Here is a 15198-nt window from a genome sequence, read left to right on the forward strand (position 1 = left end):
CGGAACCGCACCGGCGCCGGTCAGTTGTCCAGCGTTCCCACGTGGTGGACGCGGACGAGGTTGGTGGAGCCGGCGAGGCCGGGCGGGGAGCCGGCGGTGATGACGACGATGTCGCCCTTGCGGCAGCGCCCGAGCGAGAGCAGCGCGGCGTCGACCTGTTCGACCATCTCGTCCGTGGTGGGGGCGAAGGGGCCGAGGAAGGTCTCCACGCCCCAGGTGAGGGCGAGTTGGCTGCGGACGGCGGGCTCGTAGGTGAAGGCGAGCACCGGGATCGGCGAGCGCGAGCGGCTGAGCCGGCGGGCGGTGTCGCCGGACTGGGTGAAGGCGATCAGGTACTTGGCGCCCAGGAAGTCGCCGATCTCGGCGGCCGCGCGGGCGACGGCGCCGCCCTGGGTGCGCGGCTTGGTGCCGGCGGTGAGCGGCGGGAGGCCGGCCGAGAGGACGTCCTGTTCGGCGGCCTCGATGATGCGGCCCATGGTCCGGACCGTCTCGACGGGGTACTTGCCGACGGAGGTCTCGCCGGAGAGCATCACCGCGTCGCTGCCGTCGAGGACGGCGTTGGCCACGTCGGAGGCCTCGGCCCGGGTGGGGCGGGAGGCGTTGATCATCGAGTCCAGCATCTGGGTGGCGACGATGACCGGCTTGGCGTTGCGCTTGGCCAGCTTGACCGCGCGCTTCTGGACCATCGGGACCTGTTCGAGGGGCATCTCCACGCCCAGGTCGCCGCGGGCCACCATGACGCCGTCGAAGGCGTCCACGATGGATTCCAGGTTCTCGACCGCCTGCGGCTTCTCCACCTTGGCGATGACCGGGACGAAGCGCCCCTCCTCCGCCATCACGCGGTGGACGTCCTCGATGTCGCGGCCGCTGCGGACGAAGGAGAGCGCGATCAGGTCGGCGCCGGTCCGCAGGGCCCAGCGCAGGTCGGCGACGTCCTTGTCGCTCAGCGCGGGGACGGAGACGGCGACGCCGGGGAGGTTGAGGCCCTTGTGGTCGGAGACCAGGCCGCCCTCGACGACGGTGCAGCGGACCAGCGGGCCGTCGACCGCGACGACCTCCAGGGTGACCCGGCCGTCGTCGACGAGGATCCGTTCGCCGCTCGTGACGTCGGCGGCCAGGCCCGGGTAGGTGGTGCCGCAGATGTTCTGGTCTCCGACGACGCCCTTGTCGGTGGAGATGGTGAACCGGTCGCCGCGTTCGAGAAGTACCGGACCTTCGGCGAAGGTCTCCAGGCGGATCTTCGGGCCTTGAAGGTCGGCGAGCACACCGACGCTGCGGCCGGTCTCGTCGGCGGCCTTGCGGACCCGGCGGTAGCGCTCCTCGTGCTCGACGTGGGAGCCGTGGCTCAGATTGAAGCGGGCGATGTCCATCCCGGCGTCGACCAGGGCCTTGATCTGGTCGTACGAGTCGGTGGCTGGCCCGAGGGTACAGACGATTTTTGCTCGGCGCATACTGCTGAGAGTAGGCATTACCGGCGCGTAACATCGACGCCCGTCCGACCAGCGGGATGACCTTTGCAGGAAGGCGAGTTGAACAATCTGACACATGCTCGGACAGGTGTGCGCGCGACCGTCGGCGCGGGTGTCCCGATGCGATTCCGTGAAGGGGTGTTCACCCCCGGTTCACCGTGACTTCCGCTGCCGCACGCGGCCCGGCGGGACGCTCGTCACCCGGGTGGGAGCCCGGACAGTGATCCGACGAGGGGGAATCGTCCGGCATGAAGCGTGTGTTCGGAGTGGTCGCAGCACTGGTGCTGCTCGGCGGGGTGGCGTTCGCGCTGCTCAAATCGCCCGGGGACGATCCGGGACCCAAGGTCGTCACCGTCACCGGCGTGATCGGATCCGAGAAGCGCGACTTCTTCAAGGACCCGGCCGTCACGGCGGAACTGGCGCTCCAGGGCCTCAAGGTCGAGACGCAGACGACCGGTTCGTGGCTGATGAGCGGGAGCAAGGTCGACCAGCTCGACTTCACCTTCCCCGCCAGCCTGTCCCCGGCCGAGGCGATCCGCAAGCAGTTGCAGGTGAAGGACGCGCCGATCCGCCCGTTCTACTCACCGCTGGTGGTCCTGGCGCACCAGTCCACGGCCAAGGTGCTGGCACGGAACGGGCTGGCCTCCCAGGACCAGAACTCCCGGGTGTGGACGTTCAAGATGGACGAGTACCTCACCCTGGTGAAGGCCGGCAAGAAGTGGGAGGAACTCCCGGGGGCCAAGGAGGAGTCGGACCTCAGCGGGTCGATCTTCATGACCACCACCGACCCCGGCGAGTCCTCCTCCGGCGCCCTGTACATCGCGCTCGTCTCCTACCTGTTGAACAACCACCAGGTGGTGTCGAACGACACCGAGGTGCAGCAGACCAAGGGCGTCCTGCAGACGCTGACCGCCAAGCAGGGCATCCAGAAGAGCAGCAGTGACGAGCCGTTCCGGGACTTCCTCTCGAACGTCGGCAATCCACTGGTGCTCGCCTACGAGTCGCAGGCGGCCCAGCTGACGGTGGAGGGCAAGAACACCGGCGACATGGTGGTGCTGTACCCGGACACCACCATCTCCTCCGACCACACCATCGTCGGGCGCACCGAGGCCGGGCAGAAGTTGGCCAACCTGCTGCGCGACAACGAGCAGTTGCGCAAGCTGGAGGCCAAGTACGGCTTCCGGCCGCAGTCGGACCCCAAGGCCTTCGGCCTGCAGACCGCCGGCCGGGAGAATCCCGCCTTCGCGGCGGAGCTGGCGCCGGCCGGGGTGAAGCAGGCGCCGGTGCCGGAGTCCGCGGTGCTGGCCAAGCTGGTCGACGCGGCCAAGGGGAAGTGACCGGCCGATGGCGATCAGGACCGGCGGCACGGCGGCAGGCCCGACACCCGGCACGACCGCCGGCACGACCGCCGGCACAGCGGCGGGCGGCACGACGGACGGCACGGCACACGGCAGGCTCGACGGCAGGACAGGCGGCACGGTGATGAGGACGACCAGGGCGGGGGCCGCGCTGCGGCGCGGCGGGCGGGCGGTGGCGGCGGGGGTGGCCCTGCTGGTGGCGGTGACGGCGTGCACGTCCTCGCCGGCGCCGGCGCCCAGGCAGAGCGACGCGCCCGCGCCGACCGCGCGGGCGGGGGTGCTGCGCGTGCTGGCCGGGAGCGAACTCCAGGACATGGCACCGGTCCTGGAGGAGGCGCAGAAGGCGACCGGGGTGACCGTCCAGTTCTCCTGGACCGGGTCGCTGGACGGCGCGGACGCGGTGGCCTCGGGCCGGGCCGACGGCAAGTACGACGCGGTGTGGTTCCCGTCCAACCACTATCTGCGGCTGGACGACACGGGGAAGTCCAAGCTGCTGTCCGAGACCCCGGTGATGGTGTCGCCGGTGGCGGTGGGGGTGCGCTCCTCCGCGCTGGGCGAGCTGGGCTGGGGGGACGGCTCGAAGGTGAGCTGGGCGCAGCTGGCGGACGCGGCCTCGACCGGCAAGCTGGCGTACGGGATGGCCGATCCGTCGCGGTCCAACTCGGGGTTCTCGGCGCTGGTGGCGGTGGCGTCGGCGTTCTCGGGGGCGGACGGGGCGCTCACGGACGCGGATGTGCGGAAGGCGACGCCGTCGCTGAAGCAGTTCTTCACGGGGCAGAAGCTGACCTCGGGATCGTCCGGCTGGCTGGCGCAGGCGTACACGCGGGCGGAGCGGGGCCGGGTCGGGGCGCTGGTGAACTACGAGTCGGTGCTGCTGTCGCTGAACAAGACGCTGGCGGCGGACCAGCAGTTGACGGTGGTACGGCCGACCGACGGTGTGGTGTCGGCGAACTATCCGTTGACGCTGCTGAGTTCGTCGGCCCAGCGGGAGCGGGACTCCTTCCAGCGGCTGACGGAGTACCTGCTGAAGGAGGACGTGCAGAAGCGGATCTCGGAACTGACGCTGCGCCGTCCGGTGGCGGCGGGGGTGGCGCCGGCGGCGTCGCTGCCGGCGGACCGGCGGCGTGAGCTGCCGTTCCCGGGCAGCAAGGCGGTCGCGGACGGGCTGTTGGCCTCGTACCAGGACGAGCTGCGCCGGCCGTCGCGGACGGTGTACGTGCTGGACACCTCGGGGTCGATGGCGGGTGACCGGCTGGCGGCGCTGAAGTCGGCGATGGGCCGGCTGACCGGGGCGGACGACCCGCGTGGGGTGCGGCGGTTCCGCAACCGGGAGGAGGTCACGCTGCTGTCGTTCGCGTCCAAGGTGAAGTCGACGAAGACGCACACGGTGCCGGCGACCGGGGCGCAGCAGGAGCTGGCGTCGATCAACGCGGATGTGCAGGCGCTGTCGGCGGACGGCGGGACGGCGGTGTACAGCTCGCTGCAGGAGGCGTACAAGGTGCTCGACCGCCAGCAGGCGACGACGGGGGACGACCGGTTCACGTCGATCGTGGTGATGACGGACGGCGAGAGCAACGAGGGCGCGTCGGACAAGGACTTCCGGAACTTCTACAACGGGTTGTCCGCGGCGCAGAAGGCGGTGCCGGTGTTCCCGATCCTGTTCGGGGACGCGGCGAAGAACCAGTTGCAGGGGATCGCGGACCTGTCCGGCGGCAAGCTGTTCGACGGGACGGCTTCGCTGGACGGCGCGTTCGAGGAGATCCGTGGGTACCAGTAGCGGCGGCGGCCCGTCCGGGGGGCCGGGCGGGCGGCGGGTGGTGGGCTATCTGGAGTCGACCCGCAACATGGTCGGCTGCGGGGCGGGGGCGGTCGGGCTCCTGCTGCATTTCGTGGGGCTCGGCGGGGTGTGGTGGCCGGGGATCGTGGCGGCGCTGTACGCCGCAGGTGTGCTGCTGACGCCGCGGCCGCGCCCGCGGGTGCTGCCGCCCCGGGTGGTGCCGGGCCCGCCGCCGGTTCCGGCCGCCCCGCCGGAGTGGGCGGAGCTGGAGGTGCTGGCCTGCTATCTGGGGACGGTGCCGGTGCCGCCGTCGGTGGAGCTGGATTCGCTGCTGGAGCGGTTGCGGGTGGCCGGGCCGGGGCCGGCGGCGGAGCGGATCGTGCTGCGGCGGCTGCCGGTGGCGGTGGACGGGTATCTGCGGGCCCGGGCCTGGCAGCCCTGGACGCCGGACGGGGCCGACCCGGGGGTGGCGCTCGCCCGTGAGGTGGAGCTGATGTCGGCGGCGCTGGCCCGCTGAGCGGCCGGCCGGCCGCCCGTGGTCCGGGCGGCCGGCCGGGCGGGTCACGCCTCCAGCGCGCCGGCCAGTTCGGCGCGCCGGCGGACGCCGAGTTTGCGGAAGCTGTTGGTCAGGTGGGTCTCCACCGTCCGGACGGCCAGGTGCAGCATCGCGGCGATCTCGGCGTTGGAGTGGCCGGCCGTGGCGAGTCGGCAGATCCGCAGCTCGCTGTCGGTGAGGGCCTCCGCCCCGGCGTGTTCGCCGCGGCCGCGGCGGGCGCCGCTGGCGCGCAGGGCCTCCACGGCGACGGCCCGCTGCCGGACCGCGCCGAGCCGTTCGGCCCGGCCGGCGGCCTCGCGCAGGGCCCGCCGGGCGGCACCGCGCCGGCCGCCGTCGGCGAGCAGGCGGCCGTAGGTGATCAGCGCGGGGATGAGTTCGGTCTCGACTTCGGCGCCGCGCAGGAGTTCGACCGCTTCGGCGGCGAGGTCGAGGCCGTGGCGGCCGCCGGTGGCGGCGCCGAGGGCGCGCAGGGCGCGGCCGACGACGCGCGGGGTGCCCCAGATCCGGGCGAGCCGCAGTTCCTCCTCGGCGAGGGCGACGGCGGGGCCGGGCTCGCCGAGCGCGATGTGGCAGTCGGCGGCCGCGGAGCGCCAGGGGGTGACGATGGGGCTGTGGACCTGCCGTTCGCTCTGGCGGCGTCCGCATTCCATCAGGTCGGCGAGGGCTTCGGCCGGTTCGCCGGTGGCCAGCCGGAGCAGGCCGCGGGCGTACAGGTACTCGTTCCACTCCCAGGAGCCCTGGGCGCGGTCGGCGGCGACGGCGCGGGCGAGGCCGTGGGCCTGCCAGTGGCGGCCGGTCTCGGTGAGGGCGATGACGGCCTGGGCGACGAGGTGGGCGTTCTGCTGTCCGAGCAGGCCGGCGTAGTGGCCGGCGGGCGCGTCGGCGGCGGCGGTGTCGCGGGCCCCCGCGCGGGCTCCGGCCGGTTCGCCGAGGCCGGGCCCGGCGCCGGCGCCGGCCTCGGCGAACCCGGTGCAGGGGCCCCGGCCCGCGGCACCGGCGGGGCCGGCGCCGACCGGGCCCGGGACTGCCGGGCCGGTCGGACCGGGGCCCGGCACGGTCAACCCGGTGGCGTCCGGCCCGGTGTCCGCCGGTGCGCCGCACCACCAGGACCAGACGGACCGCTCGGGCCGCTCGGCGGCCTCGCCGCCGGCCCGTCCCCACGCCCCGGTCCGCAGCCCGTGGCGCCCGGTCCGGTCGGCGGGCTGAGCGGCGGACCGGGTGGCAGGCCGGGCGGCGCTCCGGACGGCGGGCAGGGCCGCCGGACCGGCGGCGTCCCCGGCCTCCGGCCCACCGGCGGCCAGGGGCGCGGCGGCCGGCCCGGTGAGGGCGAGGTCGTCCAGCAGCTCCTGGTACTCCCCGCGCATCACCCGGCTCTCGGCCCGGACGCTCAGCAGGCACTGGTACCCGGGGTCGAGCGACGGCCCCCGGTACGCGGCCAGGCCGCGCGCCACCACGCGGTCCGCCTCGGGCAACAGGTCCGCCCACTGGGCGAGGGTGGCGGCCGAGACCAGCACGTAGGAGCGGCAGAGCGGGTCCACCGGGGCGTCGAGCAGCTCCCTGACCCGCCCGGCCACCTGGGCCGCGGAGAGCACGCCGCTGGTCGAGTCGAACTCGGTGAGCAGCGCGTACGCGGGCGGCGCGAGCCGGTGCTGGGTGCGGGCGGCGAACCGCTGGACGCCCTCGACCACCTGGAGCCAGCTGTGGCCGTCGTGCGCGGCGATCAGCGCGGCGGCGGCCTGCACGGCGTGGACGAGGTCGTCGCGGTCGGCGAAGCGTTCGGCGAGTTCCTCCATCAGCTCCAGCGCGGCGGGGGCGTCGCCGCGGGCGGCCAGCACGGCGCCGAGCGTGTTGGCGGTCTGGAAGACGCCTTCGTCGGACTGCTGGAGGTGGACGGCCTCGGCGAGGTGGCGGACGCCGGCGGTGCGCTCGGCCGGGCCCAGGGTGACCTCCAGGCCGCCGAGCTCGGTGAGCACCAGGCCGCGCCGGCGGTCGCTGAGCGGCTCGGTGAGGACGCGGCGCAGCAGGGCGACGGCGTCCTCGGGGCGGTCGGCCTCGGCAGCCTTGCGGGCGGCGCGGCGCAGGGCTTCGGCGGCCCAGCGGGGGCTGGGGGCGGGGGTGAACAGGAGGTGCCCGGCGACGCGTTCGTCGGGTGCCCCGCCGCGGTGCAGGAACTCGGCGGCGGCGCGGTGGACGCGGGCGCGGTGGCCGGGTTCGTGGCCGGCCAGGACGGCGTCGGCGAGCAGCGGGTGGGCGAAGCGCGGCCAGCGGCCGGGCCCGGGGTCGTCGAGCAGGTGCTGGGCGGTGAGTTCGGCGAGCCAGCCGGCTGTCCGGTCGGGGTCGGTGCCGGCGAGTTCGGCGAGCATCGGGACGGGGTCGCAGGCGCCGGCGCCGGGCAGCGGCGCGCTGCGGGCGGCCGGGTGTTCCTGCATCCGGGCGAGCACGCGGGCGGCGGTGAGGGCGCGTTCGCCGCCGCCGCGCAGCCACTGCTCGACGGCTTCGGGGAACGCGCCGCCGGGGAGCCGGGCGCAGCTGTCGGGCAGGTGCCGCGGGGCGGTGTGGACGCGGGGCGTCGGCAGGGCCGGCAGGCCGATGAGGGCCGGGGGCGCGGGCAGCGCGGTGAAGGCGGCGGGGCAGGGCCCGTCGGGGTGGTCGCGCAGGTCGGAGAGGAGTGCGGTGAGCAGCAGCGGGTTGCCGCCGGTGGCGTGCACGCAGGCGGCGGCGAGGGCGGGCGGGGCGCCGAGGCCGAGGTGGAGTTCGGCCAGCCGGGTGGCGGCGGTGGTGTCGAGGGGGCCCAGCCGGGTGGTGTCGGCCAGTCCGGGGGGCAGGCCGCGGCCGAACCGGGCGGGCGGGGTGCCGAGGGCGGCCTGGCGGCGTTCGGTGGCCAGCAGGAGGACGGGCAGCCGGTCGATCCGGCGGGCGAGCTGGAGCAGCCAGTCCCGGGAGGGCCGGTCGGCGAGGTGGATGTCGTCGACGGCGAGCAGGACGGGGTGGTGGGCGGCGTGCAGGCGCAGCAGGGACCAGAGGTCGGAGTCGGTGTCGGGTGTGCGACCGGGTCCGGCGGGCGGCGTGCCGAGGCCGGGGACCGCCTCGAACAGCTGGCGGGCGGCGGCGAAGGGGGTGGTGGCCTCGTCAGCGGAGCAGCGGGCCCACAGGACGGTGCTGCCGTGGGCGGACTCGCGGCGGGCGGCTTCGGCGAGCAGGGCGCTGCGGCCGGTGCCGGCGGGGCCGGTGAGCAGCAGGACGCCGCCGGTGCCGGCGCGGGCCCGGGCGGCGAGCGCGGCGATCCGGCGCAGCTGGGAGTCGCGGGCCGCGAGGTGCGGTGGTGCGGCGGCGGCCCGGTCCTGGTGATGTCCTCGCGTCCTGACGGTGCTCATCTGCTTCCCTCCCGCGACGCCCGCCGGATGACCGGACGGGCATGTTTCCCCGTTGTGCGGGGAAACGGCTTGACGCCGTGTCAGCGGCTCGGCTAGAGCTGTGATTCTCGTCGCACCCCTTCCGGAGCCGCACATCACCCCTACCCGACCCGCCCGGCACCCCCCGTCGGGCCCCGCACCGCCCCCGCCCGGGACCGGGCGGCGCGTCTCGTCCGCGTGTCCGCGCGGCGCTGCGCTGCTCCGATGCCGCCGGGTGGCCGATCTCGTGGTGGACCACGATGGTCGTGGCCGCCCGTGGCGGGGACCATGGAGCCTACCGGGGGGCCGTCGTCGTCCCCGCATCGCACGCCGCACGCCTCCGCCCGCCGGGTTCACGCACCGCCCCTCGGCGCGGCGCACCGGCCGTCCGGTGGCGGGCCGGGACCTTTCAGGAGGGGGCCAGATTTGACTGTCCTGCACACCGACCACGAACGCCGCGCCGTGCCCCGGCACGCTCCCGCGTCGACCGGTCAGCGCATGGTGCCGCCACAACGCCCGACCGCCCGCCACGTCGCCCCGTCTGCCGCTCCCCCGTCCAGCGGTGGCCGGACCAGTGTCGTCGTGCAGGCCGCGGACCCGATCTCGCGGGCCGGCGCGGAGGCGCAGCTGCGCCGTCACCCGGGCCTGGAGCTGGCGGACCCGGCGCCGGGCACGCCGACCACGCCGGGGGCGGTCACCGTCCTGCTGGCCGAGTCGGCGGACGCCGCCGTGATGGCGAATCTGCGCCGGCTGGTGCGCGGCGCCGACCAGCGGGTGGTGCTGGTCGTCGAGCGGATGCGCGAGGCGGAGCTGCTGGAGGCGGTGGAGTGCGGGGTGGCCGCGATCATCTGGCGCCGCGAGGCGACCGCCGAGCGGCTGGGCCGGGCGGTGCTCGCCGCGGCCCGGGGTGACGGCGATCTGCCGGCGGACCTGCTGGGGCGGCTGATCAGCCAGGTGGGCCGTTTGCAGCGGAGTGTCCAGGGGATGCCGGGGCACGCGCCGGCGGGGCTGTCCGAGCGGGAGTCGGACGTGCTGCGGCTGGTCGCCGAGGGCTGGGACACGGGTGAGATCGCGGCCCGGTTGTCGTACTCCGAGCGCACGGTCAAGAACGTGCTGCACGGGCTGACCACCCGCCTGCAGTTGCGCAACCGGGCACATGCCGTCGCCCATGCGGTCCGCGAGGGCTACATCTAGGTCCGGCGGTCCACGCCCGCCCGCCCCGCCACGGTTCCGTCCGCGGCGGGGCGGGCGTGCGTGGGCGCTCGGGGCGGGCGTGCGTGCGTGGCCGTCCGGGGCGGTGTCACGAACGAGTCGCCAAGATCTCACCTGCTGGAAACGTTCCGGGGCTATCCATCGGCCCGGTCGCGCGGCACACTTCTACGCGCGTACTTCTACGCGCGTCACCAGTACCGTTGACGATCCGTTCGCCGTTCCCACCCGGGAGAGTCGTCCATGCCTCTGAACCGCCGTGACTTCGTCACCCGGTCCGCCGCCACCGCCGCCGGCGCAGCCCTCGTCAGCGGCGCCGGCCTCGCCGCGGCCTCGCCCGCCGCGGCGGCCGGCCCGGACGACGCCCGGGCCAAGGGCCCGGCCAAGAAGCAGGCCTTCACCGTCATGGGCACCACCGACCTGCACGGCCGGGTGCTCAACTGGGACTACTTCACCGACGCGGTCTACGCCGACAAGGCGCACAACGAGGTCGGCCTCGCCAAGATCTCCACGCTGGCCAAGCAGGTCCGCGAGGAGAAGGGCTGGGACCGCACCCTGCTGATCGACGCCGGTGACACCATCCAGGGCACCCAGCTGACCTACTACTACGCCCGGGTCGACCCGATCGCCACCGACGCCGACACCGCGCCCGAGCACCCGATGGCGCTCGCCATGAACACCATGGAGTACACGGCCGCGGCGCTCGGCAACCACGAGTTCAACTACGGCATCGACACCCTGCGCGCCTACGAGGAGCAGCTGGACTTCCCGCTGCTGGGCGCCAACGCGCTGAACGCCAAGAACGACAAGCCGGCCTTCCCGCCGTACGTGATCCGCAAGCTGAAGCTGGGCGGCGGCCCGGCCCTCAAGGTCGGCATCCTGGGCCTGACCAACCCGGGCATCGCGATCTGGGACAAGGCGAACGTCGCCGGCAAGATGACCTTCCCCGGCATCGTGGAGACCGCGAAGATCTGGGTGCCGAAGGTCAAGGCAGCCGGCGCGGACGTCGTCGTGGTGGCCTGCCACTCCGGGATGGACGAGGCCACCTCCTACGGCGACCAGCTGCCGTGGGGGGAGAACGTCTCGGTCGCGCTGGCCGAGCAGGTCGCGGGCATCGACGCCGTCCTGGTGGGCCACGCGCACAAGGAGATCCCGCAGCGCCTGGTGGTCAACAAGGAGACCGGCCGGACGGTCGTGCTCTCCGAGCCGCTCTGCTGGGGCCAGCGGCTGACCTGCTTCGACTTCGAGGTGGCGCTCGACAAGGGCGCCTGGAAGGTGGTCTCGCTCTCCTCCCGGGTGCTGAACTCCAACACCGTCCCGGAGGACCCGGAGATCGTCGACCTGATGACCGACCAGCACAAGAAGGTGGTCGAGTACGTCAACCAGGTCATCGGCACCGCGAAGATCGAGCTGTCGATCGCCGAGGCACCGTTCAGGGACGTGCCGATCATCGACCTGATCGGCCGCGTCCAGGCCGACGTGGTCAAGGAGGCGCTGGCCGGCGGCCAGTACGCCAAGCTGCCGGTGCTGGCGCAGGCCGCGCCGTTCAACCGCACCGCGGTGATCCCGGCCGGCCAGGTCAAGCTGCGGGACGCGGCGGGCCTGTACATCTACGAGAACACCCTGGAGGCGCGCATCCTGACGGGTGCCCAGCTCAAGGACTACCTGGAGTTCTCCGCCAAGTACTACGCCCAGCTCGCCCCCGACGCGCCGGTCGACAAGGCCACCCTGACCAACGCGCAGAACACCCCGGACTACAACTACGACGCGGTGTACGGCCTGAGCTACGACATCGACGTCGCCCAGCCGGTCGGCTCGCGGATCGTCAACCTCTCCTTCGAGGGCAAGCCGGTCGACCCCGCCGCCCAGTTCGTCCTCGCGGTCAACAACTACCGCGCCAACGGCGGCGGCAACTTCCCGCACGTCGCAGCCGCGCCGAAGGTGTGGGCCAACTCGGACGAGATCCGCAACGCGATGATCTCCTGGGTGAAGGCCCGCGGTGTCATCGACCCGGCCGACTTCGCCGCCGAGTCCTGGCGCCTGGTCCGGGCCGGCCGCCCGGTCTTCTGATCCCGCCGCCACGCCCGGCCGTGAGCGCCCCGCCACCACTTCCCCGGTGGCGGGGCGCCCGCGTCCGCGCGGCGGGGCCCCGGCGACCGGGTACCGGTCCCGGAGCCGTTCGCCTTCGAGCTGGCCACCACCGAACTGGTCCGCCACCCCGGCGGACGGCCCCGCCGCCCCGCCGCCGGGCGCTGCCGCGGAGAGGCACCCGCCCGTCATGCCCCTTGAGGCAGCGGAGACCCGACACCGGGGCAGCGGCCACCCGGCCTCGTTGACGGAGCGTCAGCTCCTGGCGAAGGCTGACGGCGGGCCACTGCCGGCCCTTCGCGCCCCCGCATCGCCGGGCACCACCAGGAGTACTGATGAGCAGGTTCAAGACCGCCGTCGTCGCCGTCGCCACCGTGGCGGCCATCGGGCTGGGCTCGTCCCCGGCCCTCGCCGCGAGCCAGGGCGGCGACACCGGCACCGCCCAGCCGGGGCCCGCCAAGCCCAAGTCCTGCAGCGCGTACGGCGGCACCTTCTTCTGCGGCGGGGACTACGGGGACGGCAAGACCTCCGTGACCCTCTCGGACGGCACCAGGCAGATCTTCGTGGTCGGCACCGACTACGACATCTGGACGACCTGGTTCCCCCCGAAGGGCGCGCAGGCCGCGTGGATGTCCATGGGCGGCGACCACGACTTCGTCAACAAGGTCAAGATCTCGAACAGGAAGGGCAACGCGTTCACCATCGGCGCGCGCTCCTTCCACCTCGGCGCGGACCTGAACCGTGACCGCGGCAACGGCGGTGCCTGGAGCGGCTGGTGGACCAAGGCCGTCCCGGCCGGCTGACGGCCCGCCCCGCACGGGCGACAACACACCCCGCGCACGACAGGAGCCCTGCCGTGCGCGGGGAACAGCCGTGCGCGGGGAACGACCGCCCGGCCGGGCCGGTCAGAACGGGAAGCGGCTGCGCCCGTGCTGGATGGAGATCCACTTCACCGTGGTGAAGGCGTCCACGGTGGACTCGCCGTTGAGGCGGCCCACCCCGGAGTTCTTCTCGCCGCCGAAGGGCACCACCGGCTCGTCGGCGATGGTGCCGTCGTTGACGTGGATCATGCCGGTCTCGATCCGCTGCGCCACCCGCACCCCGCGCTCCACGTCCGCCGTGTGCACGGCGCCGCTGAGCCCGAACGGGGTGTCGTTGGCGAGCCGGACCGCCTCGTCCTCGCCGTCGAACGGCACCACCAGCACGACCGGGCCGAAGAGTTCGCGCTGCAGGATCGGCGCGCCGGCCGGCAGCCCGCCGAGCACCACCGGGTCCATCAGGCTGCCGTTGGTCTCGCCGCGCAGCAGGGCGGTGGCGCCGCCGGCGATCGCCTGGTCGACCTGGGCGGTGATGGCGTCGGCCTGCACCGGGTTGATCAGCGGGCCGATCTGGGTGGCCGGGTCCTTCGGGTCGCCGACGCGCAGCGAGGCCACCTTGCGGACGAACCGCTCGGTGAACTCCGCCTCGACGCTGCGGTCGACCAGCACCCGGTTGGCGGCCATGCAGACCTGGCCCTGGTGGGCGAAGCGGCTGAACACGGCGGCGTCGACCGCGTAGTCCAGGTCGGCGTCGTCGAGCACGATCAGCGCGCTGTTGCCGCCGAGCTCCAGCACCGTCCGCTTGAAGTGCGAGGCGGCGACGGTGGCGACGTGCCGGCCGACCTTGTCCGAGCCGGTGAAGGAGATCACCTTGGGGACGGGGTGCTCGATGAACGCGTCCCCGATCTCGGCGATGTCGGTGACCACGACGTTGAGCAGGCCGGCCGGCAGGCCCGCCTCCTCGAAGATCTTGGCGATCAGGGTGCCGCCGACCACCGGGGTCTCCTGGTGCGGCTTGAGCACCACGCCGTTGCCGAGCGCGAGGGCGGGGGCGACCGCCTTCAGCGACAGGAACAGCGGGAAGTTGAACGGGCTGATCACCCCGACGACACCGACCGGGAGGCGGTACAGGCGGTTCTCCTTGCCCTCCACCGGGGAGGGCAGCAGCCGGCCCTCGGCGCGCAGCGAGAGCTGCATCGACTCCCGCAGCATGTCCTTGGTGAGGGAGAGTTCGAACCCGGCCTTGAGGGCGGTGCCGCCCAGCTCGGCCATGATCGCCTCGGTGATCTCCTGCTCGCGGTCCTCGACGATCCGCAGCGCGCGCTCGAAGACCAGCCGGCGCGTGTAGGGGTTGGTGGCCGCCCACTCCTTCTGCGCCCGCTCGGCGGCGCGGTACGCCCGGTCGACCTCCTCGACGGTGGCGACGGTGATGGTGGCGAGCTTGTCACCGGTGAAGGGGTCGACGTCGACGATGTCCCAGGAGCCGCTGCCGGCCCGCCACTCGCCGTCGATGTACTGCAGCGCCAACTCGGAAAGGTACGACATCTGGTCCCTCTCGTACTGATTCGGGGGCTGCGGGAAAGCCCGCAGGCCTCCCTCGATCAGATCTGATCGAGACTCATCGTACTGACGCCCTACAGCTCTTGGCGTACGGAGCGAAGAAGTTCCCGTGTCAGCTCGGGGGAGAGACTGTCGGCCACCAGACCGTCCGCCGCGCCGGAGTACTCGGCCACCTCGGCGGGCTTGTCCAGGTACAGCGCGGTGGTGAACTGCTCCAGGTAGACGACGTCCGCGAGGTCCGGCTCGGCGAAGCTCAGCACCGAGAAGGCGCCGCCCTCCGCGCGCAGCCCGCCGAAGCCCAGCGGCATCACCTGGAGGACGACGTTGGGCAGCTCGGTCAGCTCCAGCAGCCGGTCGATCTGCGCCCGCATCAACTCCGGCCCGCCCCAGGGGCGGCGCAGCGCGGCCTCGTCCAGGACGGCGAGCAGCCGCGGCGCCCGGTCGGCGGTGAGCACCCGCTGGCGCTTCAGCCGGACCTCGACGCGCCGCTCGACCTCCTCGGTCTCGGTGACGTGGCCGCCGTGGGTGATCACCGCCCGCGCGTAGTCGGCGGTCTGCAGCAGCCCGTGGACGAACTGGACCTCGTAGCTGCGGATCACGGTGGCGGCCTCCTCCAGGCCGAGGTAGGTCTGGAACCAGCCGGGCAGCACATCGCCGTAACCGTGCCACCAGGACGTCGCGTTGGCGTCGCGGACCAGGCCGAGCACGGAGGCCCGCTCCTGCTCGGCCTCGACCCCGTACAGGGTGAGCAGGTCGGCGACGTCGCGCTCCTTGAAACCGACCCGGCCCAGCTCCATCCGGCTGATCTTCGACTCGGACGCGCGGATCGAATAACCGGCCTCCTCCCGGCTGACGCCTCTGGCCTCCCGCAGCCTTCGCAGCTGGGAACCCAGCAGCAGGCGCCGTACCGTGGCACCTCCGCCTGCCTGAGTCATGCTCATCGCGTCACCCTCCGCACCTCGCGCAGCCCC

Annotated in this window: 10 protein-coding genes; 6 read left to right on the forward strand and 4 right to left on the reverse strand. The window is 73.6% G+C overall.

What is annotated here, in order from left to right:
* Nucleotides 1-20 precede the first annotated feature (20 nt).
* Entirely contained in the window at nucleotides 21-1451 is a 1431-nt protein-coding gene (pyk, locus tag ACIQTO_RS06070) for a pyruvate kinase (RefSeq protein WP_402383472.1), read from the reverse strand.
* A gap of 266 nt (nucleotides 1452-1717) precedes the next feature.
* Between pyk and ACIQTO_RS06075 the strand changes: the two genes are divergently transcribed.
* The 3 genes from ACIQTO_RS06075 to ACIQTO_RS06085 are packed head-to-tail and all read left to right on the forward strand — an operon-like array spanning nucleotide 1718 to nucleotide 5121.
* On the forward strand, nucleotides 1718-2806 hold the full coding sequence (locus ACIQTO_RS06075) for a hypothetical protein (RefSeq protein WP_402383475.1): 1089 nt from the start codon (nucleotides 1718-1720) through the stop codon (nucleotides 2804-2806).
* A gap of 7 nt (nucleotides 2807-2813) precedes the next feature.
* Entirely contained in the window at nucleotides 2814-4604 is a 1791-nt protein-coding gene (locus ACIQTO_RS06080; RefSeq protein WP_402383478.1) for an extracellular solute-binding protein, read from the forward strand.
* Entirely contained in the window at nucleotides 4591-5121 is a 531-nt protein-coding gene (locus tag ACIQTO_RS06085) for a hypothetical protein (RefSeq protein ID WP_402383480.1), read from the forward strand. Before ACIQTO_RS06080 ends, ACIQTO_RS06085 begins: the two co-directional genes overlap by 14 nt.
* Before the next feature lie 44 nt (nucleotides 5122-5165).
* Here the strand turns inward: ACIQTO_RS06085 and ACIQTO_RS06090 are convergent, their stop codons facing one another.
* Nucleotides 5166-8534 (reverse strand): AAA family ATPase, encoded by a 3369-nt coding sequence (locus tag ACIQTO_RS06090; RefSeq protein ID WP_402383483.1) that lies wholly within the window; start codon nucleotides 8532-8534, stop codon nucleotides 5166-5168.
* Between the two features lie 516 nt (nucleotides 8535-9050).
* On the opposite strand from ACIQTO_RS06090, the gene ACIQTO_RS06095 reads away from it, so the two are divergent.
* The 3 genes from ACIQTO_RS06095 to ACIQTO_RS06105 all read left to right on the forward strand — a co-directional run bounded on the left by ACIQTO_RS06095 (nucleotide 9051) and on the right by ACIQTO_RS06105 (nucleotide 12652).
* A complete protein-coding gene (locus tag ACIQTO_RS06095) occupies nucleotides 9051-9746 on the forward strand; it encodes a LuxR C-terminal-related transcriptional regulator (protein WP_380573723.1) in 696 nt (231 codons plus the stop codon).
* A 258-nt stretch (nucleotides 9747-10004) separates the two neighbouring features.
* Nucleotides 10005-11831, forward strand: a complete 1827-nt coding sequence (locus ACIQTO_RS06100; RefSeq protein WP_402383486.1) for a bifunctional metallophosphatase/5'-nucleotidase — start codon at nucleotides 10005-10007, stop codon at nucleotides 11829-11831.
* A gap of 353 nt (nucleotides 11832-12184) precedes the next feature.
* Nucleotides 12185-12652: a hypothetical protein gene (locus ACIQTO_RS06105; protein ID WP_402383488.1), complete on the forward strand. Its 468-nt coding sequence runs from the start codon at nucleotides 12185-12187 to the stop codon at nucleotides 12650-12652.
* A 102-nt stretch (nucleotides 12653-12754) separates the two neighbouring features.
* Here ACIQTO_RS06105 and ACIQTO_RS06110 read toward each other — a convergent pair whose 3' ends face one another.
* Entirely contained in the window at nucleotides 12755-14212 is a 1458-nt protein-coding gene (locus tag ACIQTO_RS06110; protein WP_402383490.1) for an aldehyde dehydrogenase family protein, read from the reverse strand.
* Nucleotides 14213-14301: 89 nt separating this feature from the next.
* The gene (locus ACIQTO_RS06115) at nucleotides 14302-15168 is read right to left on the reverse strand and encodes a helix-turn-helix domain-containing protein (RefSeq protein ID WP_402383493.1); all 867 of its coding nucleotides are present in this window, start codon (nucleotides 15166-15168) and stop codon (nucleotides 14302-14304) included.
* Nucleotides 15169-15198: the final 30 nt, after the last annotated feature.

Origin of the sequence: Kitasatospora sp. NPDC091207, assembly GCF_044768625.1 — a bacterium.
Lineage (GTDB): Bacteria > Actinomycetota > Actinomycetes > Streptomycetales > Streptomycetaceae > Kitasatospora.

Coding starts and splice junctions, on each gene's coding strand:
- ACIQTO_RS06095 (WP_380573723.1), top strand. CDS start 9,051: ATGGTGCCGCCACAACGCCCGACCGCCCGCCACGTCGCCCCGTCTGCC.
- ACIQTO_RS06075 (WP_402383475.1), top strand. CDS start 1,718: ATGAAGCGTGTGTTCGGAGTGGTCGCAGCACTGGTGCTGCTCGGCGGG.
- ACIQTO_RS06090 (WP_402383483.1), bottom strand. CDS start 8,534: ATGAGCACCGTCAGGACGCGAGGACATCACCAGGACCGGGCCGCCGCC.
- ACIQTO_RS06110 (WP_402383490.1), bottom strand. CDS start 14,212: ATGTCGTACCTTTCCGAGTTGGCGCTGCAGTACATCGACGGCGAGTGG.
- ACIQTO_RS06115 (WP_402383493.1), bottom strand. CDS start 15,168: ATGAGCATGACTCAGGCAGGCGGAGGTGCCACGGTACGGCGCCTGCTG.
- pyk (WP_402383472.1), bottom strand. CDS start 1,451: ATGCGCCGAGCAAAAATCGTCTGTACCCTCGGGCCAGCCACCGACTCG.
- ACIQTO_RS06100 (WP_402383486.1), top strand. CDS start 10,005: ATGCCTCTGAACCGCCGTGACTTCGTCACCCGGTCCGCCGCCACCGCC.
- ACIQTO_RS06105 (WP_402383488.1), top strand. CDS start 12,185: ATGAGCAGGTTCAAGACCGCCGTCGTCGCCGTCGCCACCGTGGCGGCC.
- ACIQTO_RS06080 (WP_402383478.1), top strand. CDS start 2,814: ATGGCGATCAGGACCGGCGGCACGGCGGCAGGCCCGACACCCGGCACG.